This is a genomic window from Pseudomonas sp. GNP013 (genome assembly GCF_054343995.1).
Map to the genome: position 1 here is coordinate 5,170,342 of NZ_JBTGUT010000001.1, position 21,018 is coordinate 5,191,359.

Here is a 21,018-nt window from a genome sequence, read left to right on the forward strand (position 1 = left end):
TTTTGTTAATCCCTCCAGCGGCTTAGTGTGTGTCTCGCGACTGTCATGAAACATTTTGTCACGCGCCGACCCCGCTTCATCGGGTCGATGACGCAGCAATCGGCTCAAGGGAATTTCCAAGTGATAAAAAAGATCCTGATCGCCAACCGTGGGGAAATTGCCGTCCGCATCGTGCGTGCCTGTGCCGAGATGGGTATTCGCTCGGTCGCGGTGTTTTCCGATGCCGACCGTCATGCGCTGCACGTCAAACGTGCCGACGAAGCCCACAGCATTGGTGCCGACCCTCTGGCCGGTTATCTCAACCCGCGCAAGCTGGTGAACCTGGCCGTGGAGACCGGTTGCGACGCGCTGCACCCCGGCTACGGCTTCCTGTCGGAAAATGCCGAACTGGCCGACATCTGCGCCGAACGTGGCATCAAGTTCATTGGCCCTTCGGCTGAAGTTATCCGCCGCATGGGTGACAAGACCGAAGCGCGCCGCAGCATGATCAAGGCCGGCGTGCCGGTTACCCCCGGCACCGAAGGCAATGTCGCCGATATCCATGAAGCCCTTATCGAAGGCGACCGCATTGGTTACCCGGTGATGCTCAAGGCCACGTCCGGCGGCGGCGGGCGCGGCATTCGTCGGTGCAACAGCCGTGAAGAACTCGAACAAGCCTTCCCCCGCGTGATCTCCGAGGCCACCAAGGCTTTCGGTTCGGCGCACGTGTTTCTGGAAAAATGCATCGTCAATCCCAAGCACATTGAGGCGCAGATCCTCGGTGACAGCTTTGGCAACGTGGTGCACCTGTTCGAGCGCGATTGCTCGATCCAGCGCCGCAACCAAAAGCTCATCGAAATTGCCCCCAGCCCTCAACTCACCCCTGAACAGCGCGCCTACATCGGCGACCTGTCGGTACGCGCCGCCAAAGCCGTGGGCTACGAGAACGCCGGCACCGTGGAGTTTTTGCTCGCCGAGGGCGAAGTGTATTTCATGGAGATGAACACCCGGGTGCAGGTGGAACACACCATCACCGAAGAAATTACCGGCATCGATATCGTCCGCGAGCAGATCCGCATCGCCTCGGGCCTGCCGCTGTCGGTGAAGCAGGAAGATATCCAGCACCGTGGTTTCGCGTTGCAGTTTCGCATCAACGCCGAAGACCCGAAGAACAACTTCCTGCCCAGCTTCGGCAAGATCACTCGTTATTACGCACCCGGCGGCCCTGGCGTGCGCACCGACACGGCGATCTACACCGGCTACACCATCCCGCCGTTCTACGACTCCATGTGTCTGAAACTGGTGGTGTGGGCGCTCACCTGGGAAGAAGCCATGGACCGCGGCCTGCGTGCCCTGGACGACATGCGCCTGCAGGGCGTGAAGACCACCGCCGCCTATTACCAGGAAATCCTGCGTAATCCGGAATTCCGCAGCGGCCAGTTCAATACAAGCTTTGTGGAAAGCCACCCTGAGCTGACCAACTACTCGATCAAGCGCAAACCCGAAGAGCTGGCCCTGGCCATCGCCGCCGCCATCGCCGCCCACGCAGGCCTGTGAGGAATACAACAATGTCCAAGAAAATCTTTGTAACCGACACCATCCTGCGCGACGCCCACCAATCGTTGCTGGCCACGCGCATGCGCACCGAAGACATGCTGCCGATCTGCGACAAGCTCGATAAAGTCGGCTACTGGTCCCTGGAAGTCTGGGGCGGCGCGACCTTCGACGCCTGCGTGCGCTTTTTGAAGGAAGACCCGTGGGAGCGCCTGCGCCAACTGCGCGCCGCGTTGCCCAATACGCGCCTGCAGATGCTGTTGCGCGGGCAAAACCTCTTGGGCTATCGCCATTACAGCGACGACGTGGTGAGGGCGTTTGTCGCCAAGGCTGCCGTCAACGGCATCGATGTATTCCGCATCTTCGACGCAATGAATGACGTGCGTAACCTGCGCGTGGCCATCGAAGCAGTCAAAGCCGCCGGCAAACACGCCCAGGGCACCATCGCCTACACCACCAGCCCGGTGCACACCGTCGAAGCGTTCGTGGCCCAGGCCCGGCAGCTGGAATCCATGGGTTGCGACTCGATTGCGATCAAGGACATGGCTGGCCTGCTGACCCCCTACGCCACCGGCGAACTGGTCAAGGCGCTGAAAGCCGAGCAGAACCTGCCGATTTTCATCCACTCCCACGACACCGCCGGCCTGGCTGCGATGTGCCAGCTCAAGGCCATCGAAAACGGTGCCGACCACATCGACACTGCGATCTCCAGCTTCGCCTGGGGCACCAGCCATCCGGGCACCGAGTCGATGGTCGCCGCGCTTAAAGGCAGCGAATTCGACACCGGCCTGAGCCTGGAGCTGCTGCAGGAAATCGGCCTGTATTTCTATGCGGTGCGCAAGAAGTACCACCAGTTCGAAAGCGAATTCACCGCCGTCGATACCCGCGTGCAGGTCAACCAGGTGCCGGGCGGGATGATTTCCAACCTGGCCAACCAGTTGAAAGAGCAGGGCGCCCTCAACCGCATGAGCGAAGTGCTGGCCGAAATCCCGCGTGTGCGTGAAGACCTCGGCTTCCCGCCGCTGGTCACGCCGACCTCGCAGATCGTCGGCACCCAGGCGTTCTTCAACGTGCTGGCCGGCGAGCGCTACAAGACCATCACCAACGAAGTGAAGCTCTACCTGCAAGGCGGCTACGGCAAGGCGCCCGGCACCGTGAACGAGAAGCTGCGCCGCCAGGCCATCGGCAGCGAAGACGTGATCGATGTACGCCCGGCCGATTTGCTCAAACCGGAAATGACCAAGCTGCGCGGCGAAATCGGGGCGTTGGCCAAGTCCGAAGAAGACGTGCTGACCTACGCCATGTTCCCGGATATCGGTCGCAAGTTCCTCGAAGAGCGCGACGCCGGCACCCTGGCGCCGGAAGTGCTGCTGCCGATCCCTGAAGCCGGCGGCGTGGCCCGCGCAGGCGGTGAGGGCGTGCCGACCGAGTTCGTGATCGACGTGCACGGCGAAAGCTACCGCGTGGACATCACCGGTGTGGGCGTGAAGGCCGAGGGCAAGCGGCACTTTTACCTGTCCATCGACGGCATGCCCGAAGAAGTGGTGTTCGAACCGCTCAACGACTTTGTCAGCAGCGGCGGCAGCAAGCGCAAGCACGCCACCGAGCCAGGGCACGTCAGCACGGCAATGCCGGGCAATATCGTCGATGTGCTGGTCAAGGAAGGCGACGTGGTCAAGGCCGGCCAGGCGGTGCTGATTACCGAAGCGATGAAGATGGAAACCGAAGTGCAGGCATCGATTGCCGGCAAGGTGAGCGCTGTTCATGTGGCCAAGGGCGACCGGGTCAATCCGGGCGAAATTCTGATTGAAATCGAAGGCTGACACACAGCCTTCGACCGCTACCGTTTAATCCTCGGGGGAGCAGGTGCTCCCCTTTTTTTTGCCTGTAATTTGGCGGCCGCGGCGCTTAAAAACTCATCATCCACTGCCCCATCAGGCCCTGGTTGCGGCTGTGGGTACCGGCCTGGCCGCTGTAGCTGAGGCCGACGGTGTGTTGCGCGGACAGCGCAAGGTCGAGGCCGGCTTGCAATTCCAGGCTGTCGCGGTCGAGTGAGGTGCCGGTGATGGTGAAATCGTCAATCAGCCCCGGGGTGTGGCGATAGGACTGACGCACCTGGCTGTCGACCGCGCCGTAGAGGTGTTTCCAGCGGGTGCTGAGGTGGGGAGTGAGGCTGACCTGGTGATCGAACCGATACTCCGTCGCCAGACGCAGGCCAACGGTGCTGTTCAGGTTTTGCTGGGTTTGCGAGCCGACGTTCAGCGCGGCCAGCCCGCCGCGCTCCTTGAAGCTGTCGCGATGATAGCGCTGGTAGCCCAGCCCGATGAACGGCTCGGCGCTGACATCCGCGCTGCCCAACCGGTAGCCCAGCTCAGAGAAGAGGGTTTGGCTCTGGGCGTCGTAGCTCCCCTTGAGTTGTTCCTCATAGTCGAGCAGTTGAATGCGGCGCTTGTTGGTGCCGGCATGGCGGCTGTAGATGCCTCCCAGGCGCAGCGCCAAGGGCCCGTCCTGCCGGACTGCGTAGCCACCCAGGTGCCAACTGTCGAGGTCGGCGTCGAATCGCTGGGCATCGAAGCGGCTGCTGGTCTTTGCGCCCATCACACCCACGCGCCAGGCTTGGTCCAGGGCCCAGTCGGCACCCAGCATCAAGCCTTGGGTGTCGGTGCTTACGCCGGCGCTGCCGCCTTGCCTGGCCAGGCGACCTTCGTTGCGCACGCCTTTGGTCCAGAAGTGGCCCTCATCGGTGTCGGGCAATGCCTGCAGGGTTGAAAGCAGCTGGCTGCCAAGCTGCTGCGTAGTGTTTTGAGTGGCGGCGGCGAGGTTGGCGTTCTGACTGCCGGCCAGTTGTTCAAGGGCGGCACCCATTCCTCCGGGGTCCCGGGTGAGGGCGTCAGCGATTTTTTCCAGTTCTTCTTCCTCCTCCGATGTCAGTTCGGCGTCCATCAGCTTGGTGAGCGCGGGATCGAGCACGGCAGCGAGCTGCAAACCGTTGTAAGAGGTGGCCTTTTGGATCAGATAACCGTCCACCAGCGGCGTGTCGACCTCAGGCACTTCATACCACTCGGCATCCTCTGTGTCGTCGGGTTGCGAGTGGTGGTGCAAGTAGTCGAACTCACCTTGTGCATAGGCGGGTGAAAGGCTGACCGTGCTGATCGCGAGGGCCATGACCAGGGCAAATCTGTGGGGTGTATGAAGCATGTAATCCCAACCTCTGATAAATGAGGCCGGGAATTTAGCGAGATGGGCTGGTTATAAATGTCAGGCTGGCGACTGCTGTTTCGCGGGAGTTGTCTTTACTTGGCGGCGATTAAAAACACTTCAAGCCCTAGATGCTCGTTTGCATTAAATTGCGTTTTTTACGAGCTTTTGCAAAAAAAGTGCATTTTAATGCGTAAATATGGCCGCTATCTACTCTATAAATGCACTATATTGCAGTGACGCTGTGTAATTTGCCAGGCAGGTGCACCAAATTGCAGATGGAAAACACTTACCTTTTAATGTTGCAGATTTTCACCGACGGTCATTGGCGTGACGCTATGGTCCTCGAGTTCTCTGAGCCTCAAAAGGGGCTGGAGGGGGCCTGCAGGTTTCACTACCGACAGGATTATCTCGTCGACAACATTGAGGCCATCCAACAACCTTTTTCCAGGTCCGTCAGCGCACGGTTTCCACTGACCTGGGATGTTGCGGGGCTTTCATCAGCGCCCGCCTTTTTGCACGATATCGTCCCATCCGGTGCGGCCAGACGTTCCTTGATGAAACGCATAGGCCACGAAAAACCGCAGGACTTGAATGCCGATCTGTTTCTACTGTGGCGCAGCACACCGGCACCCATCGGCAACATGCGTATCAAGGAATCGGTGCAAGCGGTGGACGGCGAAGTGCCAGTTGGTTTTCCCCGGCATGAGGTGGTCGCTCGCGATAACAGTTTTTTAGAATATGCCTATGAGCAGGGTGCAACGATCGGCGGTGCTACCGGAGCAGGCGGCGAGGCGCCGAAACTGTTGATGACCCAAGGCAGGGACGGCTTGCTGTATCCAGATGCTGTGCTGAATGACGATGACGTGACTCAACACTGGTTCATCAAGTTCGCTCGCAACCAGGCTACACAGCATGACCAGGTCATCCTTAGAAGCGAATATCACTACTACAAAGCGCTTCAGGCACTTGGCATAAACACCGTCGCTGCCGATGGCCTGGCACTGGAAGAGGCCACCAAACCCAGCCTGTGGATGCATCGTTTTGACCGCAGAGTCGGAAAAAACGGCGTGGAACGCCTGGCTGTCGAATCGATTTACTCCCTGGCGGGCGTGACCACGCCAGGCAGCTATATGGATCACCTGGAAGTCATCAATCTGCTGGTTGAGCAATGGCGCGCTGTGGGCCAGCACTCTCAGATAGCTGAGCTGGTTGCCGAGTATCTACGTCGGGACTTGCTCAATAAAGTGCTGGGTAACTCGGATAACCACGGGCGAAATACCTCAATTATCCGTGAACGCGACGCCCTTCGCCTGGCACCCATTTATGACCTGGCGCCCATGGTGATGGATGACGAGGGCGTCACCCGAACGACCAAGTGGCCCAAACCCCTGGAAGTGGCGGGCGACATCAATTGGCGGGGTGTCTGCGATGCGCTGGGCGACATTCTCGATCCCGAACTGGCGTTTGAACGACTGCGCCAGGACGCCGAACAGTTGCGTGCGTTACCGGACATGCTCGCGGCTGGAGGACTGCCTGCCGTGACCTTGAATCACCCCAGTATCCCACTGGGCAAACTGGACCTGCGGCTCAAGCAGTGGGGGCTCAGATGACGACCAGCATGGATGCCCGTGCCTTGTTGCTGCAAAGCATTGAACAAGGCCTTGCCGACGGTTCACTGCAGATAGGCGAAGCCGTACGCCGCCTGCGCACTGAGGTCACCGGGCTGCACCAGAACCAGTTTGCCAAGATGTGCAAAATCTCGGTGCGCACCCTTGTGCATATCGAGCATGGCGAGGGCAATCAGACCCTCAAATCGCTGAACGCGGTGTTTCGCCCCTTCGGTATGCAGATGGGCGTAGTCAGGATACGCCGCAACTACTGAAGCGCTTCAACCGCGCCGCATATACCCCTTGCCGAAGTGCCGCTCCATGCGCGCCTGGATCAACTCCAGTGCCAGGGACATCACCCAGTAGATGATCGCCGCAGTGGTGAGCATCTCGATGTAGCGATAGCTGGAGCGGCCGTAGGACTGCGCGAGGAACATCACTTCCCACACCCCCATCACCGAGATCAGCGACGAGTCCTTGAGCATCGAGATGAACTGGTTGGTCGCCGGCGGGATGATGGTGCGCATGGCCTGGGGCAGGGTGACGTGCCAGAAAATCGCACTGTCGCGCATGCCCAGGGCCAGTGCGGCCTCGCGTTGTCCGTGGGGCACGCCGAGGATGCCGGCGCGGAAAATCTCGCTCAGGTAGGCGCCATAGTTGAGCGACAGCGCAATGATCCCGGCAACGATGGCGCCCGGCACCAGGCCCAGTTGCGGCAGACCCAGGTAGATCAGCAAAATCTGGATCAGCAGCGGCGTGCCGCGAAAGAACGACGCGTAGAAACTGGCGATGCCAAATGCCACCGCGCTTTTCGACAGGCGCCCCAGGGCCGTGACGAAACCCAGCACCGACGATGCCAGCATTGAGCACAGGCACAGGAAAAGCGTGAGTGCGGCGCCTTGCAGGAACCCGTTGGGCGCCAGATGCAGGCCGATCAGGTTGGGCAGCTTGTCGAGGATGATCGAAAACTTCAGGTCGAAGCTCAGGAAAAAACTCGCAAACAGGACGAACAGCGCTGCCCAGGTCAGGTAAAGCCGTGTGCGAAAACTCATTGGCTGATGTCGGCGCCGATCCATTTTTGCGACAGCTTGCTCAAGGTGCCGTCCTGTTTGAGCTGGGCGAAGACCTCACGCACCTTGCTGTCCCACTGCGGGTCGCCTTTCTCGATGGCCACCGAGTTGGGCTCCGAATACAACGGCGCGCCGGCCAGTTTGAAGCGTTTGTCCTGGCTCAGGCGCGGCTGTGCAGTGACCAGGTTGGTGAGGATCGCATCCAGGCGCACACCGGCGCCCAGGCCCAGGTCCTGGAAGGCTACGTTGTCGGTATCGTACGGTGCGATCTGCACGTCTTCGAACGGGTATTGCAGCTGCGTGTCTTCGGCGCCTTCGATCACCAGGTTCTTGTTCAGGTAGCTTTCGTAGCTGGAGGCGCTGGTGAGGCCGACTTTCTTGCCGCTCAGGTCCTTGGCCTCGTGGATGCGGTCATCCTGGGCATTGACCACGATCACCGCAGGCGATGCGTAGTACTCCACCGGGAAGTCGAACACCTCGGCGCGTGCCTTGCTCGGGGTCATGGAGCAGATGCAAATGTCATAGCGACCGCTCCAGCGGCCGGCGGCGATCACGTCCCACGAGGGGGTTTCCAGACGCAGTTTCACGCCCAATTTCTGCGCCACGGCCTTGGCCACGTCCACGTCGAAACCGTCGAGCTGATTCTGGTCATTGAGGAACGAAAACGGCGGGTAGCTTTCCATCAGCACGCCGACCAGTTCCTTCTTTTGCTCGATGCGGTCCAGTGTGGCGCCGCCAAAGGCTTGGGTGGAGGCAGCCAGCAGTGTCAGGCCCAGGGCCAGCAGCGGTTTGATTTTCAAAATTGAACACCTGAATAAAAAAGAGGTTGTTATTAATCGGATGGTACGCATTAAATAGTTATAAGAACGACTCTCATAGTGAGTTATTTTCATAAGCATATGAGTAAAAAGCATATGGGCGCAGCAAGCACAGTAATTCTTGACGGCGGCATGGGCCGCGAACTGCAACGCCGTGGCGCGCCGTTTCGCCAGCCGGAGTGGTCGGCATTGGCCTTGAGCGAGGCGCCGCAAGCGGTAGAGGCGGTGCACGCGGCGTATATCGACAGCGGCGCCAACGTGATTACCAGCAACAGCTACGCCGTGGTGCCGTTTCATATCGGTGAAGCGCGGTTTGCCGAAGAAGGCCAGGCACTGGCTTCCCTCGCCGGAGAACTGGCACGGCGGGCGGTGGACGCTTCGGGCAAGGCTGTGCGCGTGGCGGGCTCGCTGCCGCCGCTGTTCGGGTCTTACCGCCCGGATCTGTTCCAGGCCGAGCGTGTGAACGAACTGCTGAGCCCGTTGGTGCGGGGTCTGGCGCCCCATGTGGATCTTTGGCTGGCGGAAACTCAGAGTTCAATCGTCGAGGCGCGGGCGATTCATGCCGGTTTGCCGCAGGACGGCAAGCCGTTCTGGCTGTCGTTTACCTTGAAGGATGAAGACACCGACGACGTCCCGCGCCTGCGCTCCGGCGAGCCGGTGACGGAGGCGGCCGAAGCGGCGGCGCAGTTGGGCGTGCAGGTGCTGCTGTTCAACTGCAGCCAACCGGAAGTGATCGGCGCAGCGATTGATGCCGCCCGGCACACCTTCGAGCGCCTGGGGGTGGCGATCCAGATCGGCGCCTACGCCAATGCTTTCCCGCCGCAACCCAAGGAAGCCACGGCCAATGACGGCCTGGACCCGTTGCGCGACGACCTCGACCCACCGGGCTACCTGCACTGGGCCGCCGATTGGCAGGCGCGGGGCGCGAGCCACCTGGGCGGCTGCTGCGGGATTGGGCCGGAGCATATTGCGGTGTTGGCCGAGCAACTGAATCGCTGATTCACCACAGGCTGAAAATCCAGGAGGCTGCGTGACGAGCGGGCTAATTTTTGTGGCGAGCGGGCAAGCCATAATGCCGTTCAGTTAAGCGCAGATTCCCTGTGGCGAGCAGGCTTGTCCTGCGTTGGGCTGCGCAGCAGCCCCAAAACCAGACGCTGAGCCGTATCAGGTACACCGCGTTTTGCTTGATTGGGGGCGCTTCGCACCCCAACGCGGGGCAAGCCCGCTCGCCACAGGCGTGTGGCTGCCTGAAACTCCAGGCTAAAATCGACACGTTATTTTGTGTCTAACAAGAGGGCGCAGGCCCCCTCCCGTGTTGTGTTCAGGCACGGCACTCTGCCAGGGTTTTCAGTTGGCTGGCGCCTGACTGGTTGGCCTCTGACAACCACGCTTCAAATCCTGCACCCACCGTCGGCCACTCCGAGTCGATGATCGAATACCACGCTGTATCGCGGTTGTGGCCCTTGATCACGGAGTGCTGGCGGAACACCCCCTCAAAACTGAATCCCAACCGTTCGGCTGCGTAGCGGGAGCGGTCGTTGGCGTTGTTGCATTTCCATTCCAGCCGGCGATAGCCCAGGTCGAACGCGTGCCTGGCGAGCAGGTACACCGCCTCGGTGCTTTTGGGCGAGCGTTGCATCGGTGCGCCAAAGGTGACGTGGCCGATTTCGATGCGCCCGTGTTCGGGCACGATGGACATCAGGCTGAGGATGCCTTGGGCGCGGCCGCTCGCGCGGTCGATCACAGCGAAAAAATACGGGTCGCTGTGCGCGGCATGATTGTCCAGCCAGGCGTTGAAGGCGCCGCGCTCGGGGAACGGGCCGTAGGGCAAGTAATCCCACAGCCTGGGGTCGGCGCCGGGGCCTTGCAGCGCGTCGAACAGGTCGTCGCCATGCTGCGCCGGGTCGAGTTTTTCCAGGTGGATGAAACGCCCTTCGAGTCGTTGCACGGCAGGCGCCGGGACGCCTTTCCAGTCGGGGAGGGAAGTGGACATGCGGCGCTCCTTAAAGGGCTTGGCGAAATTGGATGAGGCCTGGGCGTTCGGCGATACGTTCGTAGAGTTGGATCGCCGTGGCATTGGTCTCATGGGTCAACCAGTGCACCTTGGCACAGCCGTCGGCCCTGGCGGTGGCATACACGAACTCGATCAGCTTGCGACCCACGCCGGTGCCGCGTTGGGACGGCGCCACCAGCAGGTCCTGCAGGTAGCAGGCATTTTCGATGCTCCAGTTGGACCGATGGTAGATGAAGTTGACCATGCCCACGGCCTCGTCATCCTGCCAGGCCAACGCTGAATGAGTCGGTTCGCCGGGGTCGATCAGGCGTTGCCAGGTGCTGTGACTGACGGCCTGCGGCAGCTCGGTGTTGTAGAACTTCAGGTACGCCTGCCATAGCGGCAGCCAGGCGCCGTGGTCGGCGGCAGTGACGAGGCGGATATCGATCGGGCTCATTCTGAGACTCCCTGGGGAATAAGGCGGGACACGGCCTGGTCACGCACTTCGTCGCTGGCCGCCAGGCCCTCGCGTACGCCAGCGATGTCGGCCGGGCTGCGGTTTTGGCTGAGTTTGCGTTTGCCGATCAGGCGTTCGATGGGCAGCGTGAAGCCGACGATGGCCTTGAGCATGCCGTCAATATAGTCGGCCGGCGCGTCGCTGACTTGCCATGGCTGCTCACGCCGGGCCTCGTGGCGATCAGTCAAGGCCGTGACCACATTGAGCAGGCGCGCCGCATCGCTGAACACCTCGGCTTTGCCGTAAGCGTGCACCGCCAGGTAGTTCCAGGTCGGTACTACTTTGCCGTGCTCGGCCTTGGCCGGATAGAGCGACGGACTGATATAGGCCTCGGCACCGGCAAAAATCACTAGAGCCTCGGCGCCATTTTGCAGGTCGCGCCACTGTGGATTGGCCCTGGCCAAATGCCCGTAGAGCGTGCCATTGGGGCTCTCATCGGCGTTGAGCAGCAGCGGCAGGTGGCTGGCCAGCAGACCTTGCTCACCGAACGTCACCAACTGGGCCAGGCGGGTTTGGCGGATCCATTGCTGGAGTTCGGGCAGATCATCGACGGCGAAGGCGCGGGGTGTGTACATGGAAGTTTTCCTTGGCGAATGCCTGCATCCTAGGCAGGCTAATGGTTCGTTGTAAGAGCCATCTCCGGCCCATTTGATAGGTCCAATGCCATGCCCGCCATCGAGCCGCCCCTGTCGTTCAACCCCATCGGTATCGAACTGGACCGTCGCCAGGGCCTGACGCGCCAGTTGTATCAGGCCCTGCGCCAGCGAGTGCTGGATGGACGCCTGGTCAGCGGCACGCGGCTGCCGGCCAGTCGCGACCTGGCGGCAGTGTTCGCGATTTCCCGCAACAGCGTGGTGCGCGCTTACGACCAGTTGTATGCCGAAGGCTTCATCGAAACGCGGGTCGGAGACGGCACCTACGTGGCCCGGTTACCGCGTGCAGCCACGCCGGCAAAAAAACTATCCACAAAACTGTCCACAGGCTTATCAACAGGCTTACCCACAGCTTTATCCACAAATTGTGCAGATTCAGCGTCTGCTGCCTGCGCGCAAGTTATCCACAGCAGCGCCTTGGAACGCGTGCAAAACCACCCTCTGGCACACCCGCCCGGTGGCCCGCCACGTGCGTTTCGCGTGGGTGTGCCGGCATTCGATCTGTTTCCTTTTGAAGTGTGGGCCAAGCTGAGCGCGGCTTTCTGGCGCAGGCCGGACCTGCAACAGCTCTGCTATGGCGATCCGGCAGGGGATTTGCGTTTACGCGGCTTGATCGCCGCCTACCTGCGCAGCGCCCGTGGCTTGCACTGCACGGCTGAGCAAATAGTGATCACCAATGGCGCGCAGCAGGCCATCAGCCTTTGTGCACAGCTGCTGGTGGAGCCGGGTGCCTCGGTTGCCATCGAAAATCCGGGGTACCAGGCCGCCGCCCGTGCGTTTGCCGTGGCCGGTGGCCGATTGCACGGCGTGGCGGTGGACAGCGAAGGTATCGACTGTGGTGCGCTCAATGCCCTTGAGCATTGCCGCCTGGTCTATGTCACCCCGGCCCATCAATATCCGCTGGGCGTGGTGATGAGTCTGGCGCGACGCCTGGAACTGCTGGCCTGGGCCGAGCGTACCGGCGGTTGGGTGATCGAGGACGACTACGATGGCGAATACCGCTACAGCGGCGCACCCCTGGCGCCGTTGGCGGCGTTGGACCGCAGCGGGCGTGTGCTCTATGTCGGCACCTTCGGCAAGGTGGCCTTCCCGGCATTGCGTCTGGGCTACCTGGTGCTGCCGCCGGGTCTGGTGCAACCGTTCTCCCGACGCCGTGCCGTCGACATGCGCCACTCGGAGGTCAGCACCCAAGTGGTGATGGCCGAGTTCATGGCGGCAGGGCATTTCCAGCGGCACATCCGGCGCATGCGCCGCGCCGCACTCAGCCGCCGTGATGCGCTGCTCAGCGGCTGGCCGGGCCCATTGCCAGGCGTGAGCTGCCTGCCCACGGTCGCCGCCGGCCTGCACCTGAGCGTGCGGGTGGACAGCGTCGCCCGTGAACAGCAATTGCTGACGCAGGCCGAGGCGGTTGGGGTTGAGATCACCGGCCTGAGCAAATACTGGTTACCGGATTCCAGCACCCCGTCCGACCAACGCGCCGGGCTGGTGCTTGGATTTGCCGCGGTGCCCCCGGCGCAGATCGCGCTAGCCCTGGCGCGTCTGCGCCAGGCATGGGGTGGCTAAATCCCCGTAGGAGCGAGCTTGCTCGCGAAGAACGTTAACGATAACGCGTGCATCCCGATTCAATGCGTTGCCTTGAAGGCTTTCGCGAGCGCCCCCGCTCCTGCAACGGGTGGGGTAAAAAACAGTGATCGGGCTGCGTATGTTATCGATCTTCGACGGGCTGATCACTGCGCCGGTCGCCTGCGTATTCAGGTTATGCGTGGGCAGCAGGGTGGGTGTTTGAGTGGCGAAAAAGTCGATGCCACCGGCGCCGGTGAGGGTCTCTCCAAATGGCTTCTGGGGAATGAGCTCGCCATTCACCACCGTCCATCTCGGGGTCCTGACGATGGCCAGATTCGGGTCGATATCCAGTGTGGGGTACAGCTCGTGCAGTGCCGTTTTCAAGACGATTGATGCCACTTCACGCAGGGATGGATGGGTGGTCAATTGCGTCAGCAGCGTTTCGCTGTCGGTCAATACGAGGTCGTTCATAAAGGCACTCCTTGGCCTGTTGAAAAAGTAAGCAGTTGGCGTGCGCTTTATCAGTTGAAGAACAGCTGCCGGGCTTGTTCAAAGGTGATTTCACTGCGGTAAAGCGCTAGCCTTTGTGCCTGGCTCGACTCATTGCTCAGGGTATCGGCGGCGGCATCCAGGCGTTGTTCTTCCACGGTTTTCAAGCGCGCCGAGAGGTAGGAACGCGCCGGAGTCCAACTGGCGCTGTAATGAAAATGCGCGTACCAGAGCACCTGGCGGGTGCCGCGGTCGGTGATGGTGTATTCGTCCAGATAGTCGGGCTGCAGGCGTTTGAGGCGGCGTCGGTTCAGGGTTTTCTTGATGGTGATCGCGTTATGGCGTTTAAGCCATTCCACAGCGGAGGGGGTGGGCGGACGCCGCTTGAACATCGTCAGCACCTGCTCGTTGCTCTGACGATAAAGCTCAGGCACCGCTTCAGTCAGCGCCTTGTTGACCGTACTGGCGGGCAGCGATGCCAAATCGGTGGCATTGCTTTGGGTCAACGCGCGCTTGATGGCACTGTTGGCCTCCCTGAGCCTCTTGGCCTGCTGGTTGTAGGCCCATTCGATACCGAGGGGACTGCGTTCTGGCTGTTGCACAAGGCTCTGCATGCGCTCTCGGAATGTCGGCAGTTCATCGAGCAGTGCCTGGCCGGCGCGGATACTGGTTTGGGCATCGATCAAGGCCGGGCTGACCCGCGTGGGAGTCAGATGCTTGACCCACACACCCGATGTTTTTTCATGGTAGGTGGCGACGACTTTATGGGTGAACGGCGACAGGATGTCCACCATGCCTGTATCGAGGCCGATATCACTCAAGCGCGGCTCGCCGATCAGCATCCCGTCGAAGCGTGTACGAATGAACTTCTTCTTCGGCCGTGGCGGTGTTACGGGCGGGATGGGGCGTTTTCTGAGGGCTTCCCTCTCGGCACTCAGCACAGCAAGCTGTGTGATGGCGCGCTGGTTGAACTCCTTCAGTTGGCGGCGCAGGTTGTCGAACGGTTCAACCTCGATATGCAAGGTGTGCTGCGCGTGGAAATCCTGCAGGCGCTCGTTTATCAGCTCAAATTGCTCAATCAGGCTACTCAGGGTATCAAAGCGCTCGTCGAGGCGGCCTTCACTGCGTTCGTCCAGAGTGTCGCGCAGGCACTGGATCGCAACTTCGGCGCTGTCGACGATGCTACCCAGGGTCTTCCAGGCATCCGGCAGGGTATGCCGGGTGTCGGCTGACAGGCACAGGTCACGGCCGAGCAGCACCTGCAAGGCCTTGAGGTAGTCGCTTTTGAAGACCGGCAACGAGCCCTTGATCGTGGCGATCAGGCGTATGCCGTCACGTTGCAGTCCGCGCAGCTCGTCAAAGCGTCCCTGCATATAGTCCAGGCGCTGGATCATCTGCCGGTTCAACTCACTCATTTCCTGTGCCTCGGCGATGTAGCGTTGCTGCGGCTCGACATCCTCTCGCTCTATTTGATCAAGCACGCTGCGCAGCCTGGGCGTGAAGCGGGTCATGGCTTCGCGGATATCCTCGCAACTGAGTTCGGTTTGCGCCTTGAGGTAGTTGAGCGCCTTTTGGGCATAATCCGGGGTGGGCGCGTGCACGTTCAGCTCCTTGAGTTTCTGCAGGGCAGTTTCATAGGCGTCGCGCTGGGTGGTGAGGGTTTGCTGGTACGCCTGGCGCCGGGCCTCGGCGGAAGTGGAGGGCGCCTCGTCCATGGCCTGGCGAGCTTGCTGCAGTTCGGTCTGGGCGTTTTTCTTGTCCTTTTCGAACGCACTCAACTGTTGACGCAGTTCCTCGGCGCGTTTTTGCGCCAGCGCCTTGGCTTTGCGGATCTGTGCTTTTGGCCCGCCGCCACGCAGGCGCAGCCGGGTGTCGATAAACCAGGCACCCTGGCGGTTGCCGATCAACGGTGGGCCGTTGCGCTCAGGGGAGGCGGGGTCGACGATCCGCACCGCGTCGCCCTCGTCCACCTGTACCTGGAACCAGCGCTCGCCGACCGGGGCGTAGTAGCCGTCGCCATTGGTGTAGAGATTCAAATACGGGCCTTGGGTACTGATCGGCTCTCCCAGGTCACCGGGCTTGGCGACTTTGAAACTGTCGAGCACCTCACTCAGGCGAGGCTTGGTGCGGTTGATGGCGCCAGCGGCCAGCAACGGTCGGATGGAAACGGCGCTCGGGCTGTCGGCAGAGATATTTGCCAGTTGCTTGATCTGCACAGGCCTGGGCGGTGAGGGCCTGGATGGCGGCGCAGGGCCTTTGGTTGCTGCGCGTCGCTGTGGCGTCGAGCGGGTGACGACGAGCAATGAGATGGCCATGCCGAGGTTGAGCAGCAAGTCACTGAAGGCGGCCCAGGGCGACTGGCGGTGTGCCTGGGCGTCAACCACCGCTTGCAGTTGGTCCATGATTTGCCAGATCCACGCGGCGGCGCCAACGGTGGAGCCCATGAACGGCAAGGCGGCGTTGAAGATCAGCCAGCCGGCGCGCTTGAAGGTTTCCCAGCGTGCCTGAGCGTTGGACACCGACTGGTGTTCGGCCAGGGTCAACAGTGCCGTGGCGTTGGCGGTGTACAGGGTGGCGAAGATATCGCCATCAAGGGCGTGCCCTCCCAGTGCCATGGGCCCACTCAGGATCCACAGTTTGAGCGGTTCGACCAGGAAGTCCGCTACTGCCCAGGGCGATGGCAGCGCGCCGGGGAATACGTAGCGGCTGTAGTCCGCGCGCACGTCGTCGGGTAACCAGGCCAGCACCGATTCACGCAACTGCGACGATTGCTGGATGGCATACAGCGCGTTGGCCGCTGACGGATACTGGATCAGCGGCGGGTCAAGCAGCGGCCGGTAGAGCAGGCAGGGGCCGGCGCCGGGATCCCTGGGCCCGATGATGTACATGTTGGTCACCTTGTCCGGCGCAGCGTCGGTGCGACGTTGCGGCGCAAACGCCAATTCACGGATCACGATGGGTTGCTCGTCCACCAGGCCCTCCGTAGCCCGGGCTTGCATCAGCGTGGCTACATAGCGGTACCCGCGCTCATCGATGCCGTGTTCCCCGCGTATTTTGCATTGCAGGGCCAGCAGCGGCAGTTGCACTTTCAGGTGCTGGTTGTAGAGCATGCGGCGGCGCCTGGATTCATCGGCATCCTGCAACAACAGGCGGTTGATCAGGGCCGGGTAAGTGCTGCCGATATCGGCGCGTTTGACCAGGCTTTCCACATAGTCGACGGTGAGCCAGGCCGGCAGCCCGCCGCCATTGGTGCGCCGCACGGTCTTGTTGCCCAGGGGTACGGCGATCAGGTTTTGCAGGGCCAGCTCCGTGAGGCTGAACACTGTCGTGTCCACCTGCCCTGGCAGGGTAAAGGCGCCCCACACCACCGGACTCTTGACCACCAGTTCGACCTTTTCCAGCAGGTGTTGGCTGGTGTCGGGATGGTCCCTGAGCATATCGGCGTTCAGTTGGTTGAGGGCATAGGCCTGAATCGGCGCGATCCCGTCCAGGTGGGTCCTGCCCTCATTGAGACGATGCAGGGTCGCCAGGTCCTTGAGATGACGCGAGCCGGCATTCAGGTCCGAGATGCTGGCCGACCTCAACCAGTCGGGCAGGGCTTGCTCGTAATGCTGCAGGTCGGCGTCTGCACCGGCCACTGCAGCGCTGGGCGGCACTGCGAGCGGCGCGGCGCTGGCGTGGTCGCCGCGTACATCGGAAAAATCCAGCGCGTCGATGGCTTCGATCTGCACCGCAATCAACGCGCACGCCAGGTAATCGAAATAATTGCCGGCCGGTTCCACCAGTCGCCACTGCATCTTGTCGTGGGCGGTCGACGTATGCAGGGTGGTTGGCAGCGCGGCGCCCAGTTGATCGAAGGACGTGAACCGATCAAAGCCATCGAGCAGCGAGTGGGTGAGAATCACCGTTTTACTGTCCTGGGTGCCGACCAGTACCGTGATCAGGTGTTGGTAGAGGTGTCGAGCCTGGCCCTGCTCATCGATGTCTTCCATTTCTATCAGGTAGGCGCGTGTGCCGTAGGGGGCCTGGGCGCTCCTGGTCGTCAGGTCCGGGGCGCGGAACAGCTGGCGGGCCATGATGCAGTCCGATTCAGCCCAGCCAACGACGCAATCCACGTTCCACATTTGCCGCAGGGTGTTGGCCAGTTGCTGCCAGTGGGGCGTGCTGTTGCCGTTGTCGGCGTTCCAGTACGCAAGTTGCTGGTCCTGGTAGCCACTGATCATCACGGGCGCCAGCACATTGATCAGGCCGGCGATTTCGTCGATGCGCACCGGCAAGTGCACGGGCGGGTCGGCCACGGGTTGCCGGGTGAGGAAGTGTTCGCCTTCGATGTAGAGCGCCGGTACCGCCAGCACCGCCTGCCTGGCCAGTACATTGGTCAGTGCCTGGAACTGTGGCGGGCGGGCCACCACCTGGTCTTCGATGATTTCCCACACGGGGGTGCCGACCAGTGTGTTTTCGGGGTCGATGTCCAGTGTCGGGTAACGCTCGCGCAGTTGCTCGCGCAGCAACACGGCGGCGACGTCTCGAAACGAGGGGCCGACCGACAGTTGCGCCAGCAGCGTGGCGGCGAGGTTGGGGCGTGGAGGAAGCGTTGAAGCCATGGAAAACTCCTGACGAGCCTGAGTATGGAAACTGGGGGGTTTCCATACTAGGAACCGCTCGGTCAGAAAGGGCGGTGATTATGTAAGGGCGGGCCTCAGCCCAATTCGCCGCACAGGTTGGCTTCCACCAGGCGCCGCACTTCGGCGTGATCCAGCCCGGCGCCGAGCAGCGCGTTGAGCTTGCCGAACGCCGCTTCGCGGGTCATGCCGCCTCCGGACAACACGCCCACACCGCGCAGGCGGCTGCCGGCTTCGTAGATGTCCAGTTCCACGCCGCCTTCATGGCATTGGGTGATCGCGACCACGGCAATTCCCTTGTCCTGCGCACGCTGGAGGCTGGCGAGGAAGTCGGGGTTGTCGCTGGGGCCGGTACCGCTGCCGAAGCATTCGAGAATCAGCCCGTGAATGCCGCTGTCGATCAGGCCGTCCAACTGCGCTGCGCCGATGCCCGGCACCAGCGGCAGCACGCCGACGCTGGCCAGGGTTTTCGGCTGGCGATAATCCAGCGCCGCCGGGAGAGCAGTAGCGCGTGCCACGCCGCCCTGACGCTTGAGGGCGGCAAAGGGATTGCGCCCGAAACTGCGGACTTTCGCGCACGCGGTGGGGGCCAGCAGCGCGCCGTGAAAGTGCAGGTGCACACCCGGCGCCAGGCCTGTACCGAGGGCGGCCAGGGCGCCGCTGACGTTCTCCCAGGCATCGCTGTCGGGCACGCCCGCCGGCAGCATCGAGCCAGTGAACACCACCGGCACCGGCAGGCCCAGCAATTGGAAGCTCATGGCGGCGGCGCTGTAGGCCAGGGTGTCGGTGCCGTGCAGGATCAGCACGGCGTCGCAACCGGCGTCCGTCGCTTCGATCACTGCGCAGCGCAGGCGCTGCCAGTAGGCTGGGGTCATGTTGGCGCTGTCGATCAGCGGCGCCATTTCCTGAAAGCACCACGCGGGTACTTGCGCCTCGGCAAGCTGCTCACGCATGCGCGCTTCAAAGCCCGAAGCAGGTGCCAGGCCGTTGGCGCTGGCCTGCATGCCGATGGTGCCGCCGGTGTAGAGCACCATCACGTTGTTGGCTGATTGCATCAAAGAGTCTCCTGAACGAAAAACGCCGCCGGGCCTCGAGCATGCCCAAGGCCGGGCGGCGTGTCATCTATCTAGGCTCAGCGCTGTGGGTGCGCGCTCAGTTCAGCCGCTGGCGCTTGCTGCGGCGTCACAGGATTGGCCGGCCAGGCGCTGCGATCCAGGTCCAGGTCCGGGAACTGGCTGGAGTCGAACACCGGCGTCTTGATGCCCGCTGCGCGCTGGTTGTCGTAGTCGTTCAGGATGCGCATGGCGATCTTGAACAGGAACGCCAGGGCGAACAGGTTGACGAACGCGAGCAGGGTCATGGTGATGTCGGCGAAGGCGAATACGGTGCTCAGGTTCTCGATCGAACCCCAGAAGATCAGCACCAGCACCAGCGCGCGATAGCCCATCAACACCTTGCGGTTATTGCCGACCAGAAAGCGCAGGTTGCTCTCGCCCAGGTAGTAGTTGTACATGATCGAGGTGAACACGAACAACGCCAGGGCCACCGAGATGAACATGCGGCCCCAGTCACCGACCACGGCGGCCAGGGAGTTCTGGGTCAGGGCAATGCCGTCGCCTTCAAAGCCCGGGGTGTAGAAGCCGGAGAGCAGGATCAGCAACGCGGTGCAGGTGCAGATCACGAAGGTGTCGAGGAACACGCTGAACGCCTGCACCACGCCCTGGGCAATCGGGTGCTCTACCGAAGCGACGGCGGCCACGTTGGGCGCACTGCCCAGACCTGCTTCGTTGGCGAACACGCCGCGTTTTACGCCCATGATGATCGCACTGCCCACCAGGCCACCGAAGGCCTGGTCGAGGCCGAACGCGCTCTTGACGATGGTCGCGAGCATGGCCGGTACGTGGTCGAACTGCAGCACGATCACGTAAAGGGTTACGGCGATGTACACGAGGGTCTTGACCGGCACCAGCAGGTCGGCGATCGAGGCGATGCGCTTGATCCCGCCGATGAACACCAGGCCCAGCAACACCGCCAGCGCAAGGCCGGTGTAGGTGGTGTCGAGGCCGAAGGCATTGTTCAGCGAGTGGGTCACGGCGTGGGCTTGCAGGCCGTTGAAGGCGAAGCCGAAGGTCACCAGCAGCAGGAACGCCATGACCATGCCCAGCCAGCGTTTGTGCAGACCGTGCTGGATGTAATAAGCCGGGCCGCCACGGTAGGCGCCGTCAGCGTCGGTGCGCTTGTACAACTGGCCCAGGGAGCATTCGATAAAGCTCGACGACATGCCCACCAGCGCGGTGACCCACATCCAGAACACGGCGCCCGGGCCACCCAGGGTCACGGCAATGCCGACGCCGGCGATGTTACCGGCACCGACGCGGCCCGCCAGGCTGAGCATCAGCGCCTGGAACGAGCTGAGTTGGCCGGAGCTGCTCTTCAGGCTGTCTTTGAATACCGAGAACATGTGGAAAAAGTGGCGCAACTGCACGAAACGCGAGCGAATCGTGAAATAACCACCGAGCCCGACAATGAGCACGATCAGTACTTTCCCTGAGAGGAAGTCGTTGATGACTTCGAGCATGGAGTGTTCCTCGCTGATTTTTTAATGGCAAACGCAGGACGGTTCGATGCATCGCTCGGCACCAGGCAGTGCACGATGCTTCGACCCCAATCCTTTTGCGGGTGTTGTTATTCATGCGCTTTCGCGTTGTTGCGGGCCTCGTTACCGATGGCCGCAGACGCGATGAGGGGCGGCACTATACCTAGGCGCGCGTGATCCGTCTGCACGGGCCGATTAAAGGTTTCAGCAGCACTGAATCGGACAGGTCGGGTTTGCAGGGCGATGTTGGATTTTTTATAGGCGTCATTTCGCAACCTCAAGGCAAAAAAAAGGGCCTGAAGAACGAGCCTTCAGGCCCTCAAAAGGTGAGAGGTGTCTAGTCCCTCAACCTGGTG

16 protein-coding genes are annotated in these 21,018 nt (G+C 61.8%); 6 read left to right on the top strand and 10 right to left on the bottom strand.

Annotated features, from left to right (window positions below):
* Nucleotides 1-120 precede the first annotated feature (120 nt).
* Together ACXX81_RS22785 and oadA are read left to right on the top strand one after the other, a co-directional pair.
* On the top strand, nucleotides 121-1,536 hold the full coding sequence (locus tag ACXX81_RS22785; protein WP_209986566.1) for an acetyl-CoA carboxylase biotin carboxylase subunit: 1,416 nt from the start codon (nucleotides 121-123) through the stop codon (nucleotides 1,534-1,536).
* A gap of 11 nt (nucleotides 1,537-1,547) precedes the next feature.
* Nucleotides 1,548-3,356 (top strand): sodium-extruding oxaloacetate decarboxylase subunit alpha, encoded by a 1,809-nt coding sequence (gene oadA / locus ACXX81_RS22790; RefSeq protein ID WP_231422267.1) that lies wholly within the window; start codon nucleotides 1,548-1,550, stop codon nucleotides 3,354-3,356.
* Between the two features lie 85 nt (nucleotides 3,357-3,441).
* Here oadA and ACXX81_RS22795 read toward each other — a convergent pair whose 3' ends face one another.
* Nucleotides 3,442-4,731, bottom strand: a complete 1,290-nt coding sequence (locus ACXX81_RS22795; protein ID WP_458572442.1) for an autotransporter outer membrane beta-barrel domain-containing protein — start codon at nucleotides 4,729-4,731, stop codon at nucleotides 3,442-3,444.
* Between the two features lie 278 nt (nucleotides 4,732-5,009).
* Between ACXX81_RS22795 and ACXX81_RS22800 the strand changes: the two genes are divergently transcribed.
* A complete protein-coding gene (locus tag ACXX81_RS22800; RefSeq protein WP_458572607.1) occupies nucleotides 5,010-6,344 on the top strand; it encodes a type II toxin-antitoxin system HipA family toxin in 1,335 nt (444 codons plus the stop codon).
* Complete coding sequence (locus ACXX81_RS22805; protein ID WP_209986558.1) at nucleotides 6,341-6,616, top strand: helix-turn-helix domain-containing protein; 276 nt, start codon at nucleotides 6,341-6,343, stop codon at nucleotides 6,614-6,616. Before ACXX81_RS22800 ends, ACXX81_RS22805 begins: the two co-directional genes overlap by 4 nt.
* A gap of 6 nt (nucleotides 6,617-6,622) precedes the next feature.
* Here ACXX81_RS22805 and ACXX81_RS22810 read toward each other — a convergent pair whose 3' ends face one another.
* Together ACXX81_RS22810 and ACXX81_RS22815 are read right to left on the bottom strand one after the other, a co-directional pair.
* The gene (locus tag ACXX81_RS22810) at nucleotides 6,623-7,393 is read right to left on the bottom strand and encodes an amino acid ABC transporter permease (protein WP_209986554.1); all 771 of its coding nucleotides are present in this window, start codon (nucleotides 7,391-7,393) and stop codon (nucleotides 6,623-6,625) included.
* On the bottom strand, nucleotides 7,390-8,211 hold the full coding sequence (locus tag ACXX81_RS22815) for an ABC transporter substrate-binding protein (protein ID WP_231422269.1): 822 nt from the start codon (nucleotides 8,209-8,211) through the stop codon (nucleotides 7,390-7,392). The genes ACXX81_RS22810 and ACXX81_RS22815 overlap by 4 nt, the downstream gene beginning before the upstream one ends.
* Before the next feature lie 114 nt (nucleotides 8,212-8,325).
* On the opposite strand from ACXX81_RS22815, the gene ACXX81_RS22820 reads away from it, so the two are divergent.
* Nucleotides 8,326-9,228, top strand: coding sequence for a homocysteine S-methyltransferase family protein (locus tag ACXX81_RS22820; RefSeq protein ID WP_231422270.1), 903 nt, complete (start codon nucleotides 8,326-8,328; stop codon nucleotides 9,226-9,228).
* A 322-nt stretch (nucleotides 9,229-9,550) separates the two neighbouring features.
* Here the strand turns inward: ACXX81_RS22820 and ACXX81_RS22825 are convergent, their stop codons facing one another.
* The 3 genes from ACXX81_RS22825 to ACXX81_RS22835 are packed head-to-tail and all read right to left on the bottom strand — an operon-like array spanning nucleotide 9,551 to nucleotide 11,314.
* Nucleotides 9,551-10,222: a GNAT family N-acetyltransferase gene (locus ACXX81_RS22825; protein ID WP_458572443.1), complete on the bottom strand. Its 672-nt coding sequence runs from the start codon at nucleotides 10,220-10,222 to the stop codon at nucleotides 9,551-9,553.
* 10 nt (nucleotides 10,223-10,232) lie between these two features.
* Nucleotides 10,233-10,679 (bottom strand): GNAT family N-acetyltransferase, encoded by a 447-nt coding sequence (locus ACXX81_RS22830; protein WP_458572444.1) that lies wholly within the window; start codon nucleotides 10,677-10,679, stop codon nucleotides 10,233-10,235.
* Nucleotides 10,676-11,314, bottom strand: coding sequence for an FMN-binding negative transcriptional regulator (locus tag ACXX81_RS22835; RefSeq protein WP_458572445.1), 639 nt, complete (start codon nucleotides 11,312-11,314; stop codon nucleotides 10,676-10,678). The genes ACXX81_RS22830 and ACXX81_RS22835 overlap by 4 nt, the downstream gene beginning before the upstream one ends.
* 90 nt (nucleotides 11,315-11,404) lie before the next feature.
* Here ACXX81_RS22835 and pdxR point away from each other — a divergent pair, with 90 nt between their 5' ends.
* Nucleotides 11,405-12,955: a MocR-like pyridoxine biosynthesis transcription factor PdxR gene (gene pdxR / locus ACXX81_RS22840; RefSeq protein ID WP_458572446.1), complete on the top strand. Its 1,551-nt coding sequence runs from the start codon at nucleotides 11,405-11,407 to the stop codon at nucleotides 12,953-12,955.
* Here the strand turns inward: pdxR and ACXX81_RS22845 are convergent.
* From ACXX81_RS22845 to ACXX81_RS22860, 4 genes are all read right to left on the bottom strand, one after another.
* On the bottom strand, nucleotides 12,917-13,426 hold the full coding sequence (locus tag ACXX81_RS22845) for a hypothetical protein (RefSeq protein ID WP_245229048.1): 510 nt from the start codon (nucleotides 13,424-13,426) through the stop codon (nucleotides 12,917-12,919). The two genes, pdxR and ACXX81_RS22845, sit on opposite strands and share 39 nt — an antisense overlap.
* A 50-nt stretch (nucleotides 13,427-13,476) precedes the next feature.
* Nucleotides 13,477-18,048, bottom strand: a complete 4,572-nt coding sequence (locus tag ACXX81_RS22850) for a dermonecrotic toxin domain-containing protein (RefSeq protein WP_458572447.1) — start codon at nucleotides 18,046-18,048, stop codon at nucleotides 13,477-13,479.
* Nucleotides 18,049-18,143: 95 nt separating this feature from the next.
* Nucleotides 18,144-19,121 (bottom strand): asparaginase, encoded by a 978-nt coding sequence (locus tag ACXX81_RS22855; RefSeq protein WP_458572448.1) that lies wholly within the window; start codon nucleotides 19,119-19,121, stop codon nucleotides 18,144-18,146.
* 77 nt (nucleotides 19,122-19,198) lie between these two features.
* A complete protein-coding gene (locus ACXX81_RS22860) occupies nucleotides 19,199-20,644 on the bottom strand; it encodes an alanine/glycine:cation symporter family protein (RefSeq protein WP_209986534.1) in 1,446 nt (481 codons plus the stop codon).
* Nucleotides 20,645-21,018: the final 374 nt, after the last annotated feature.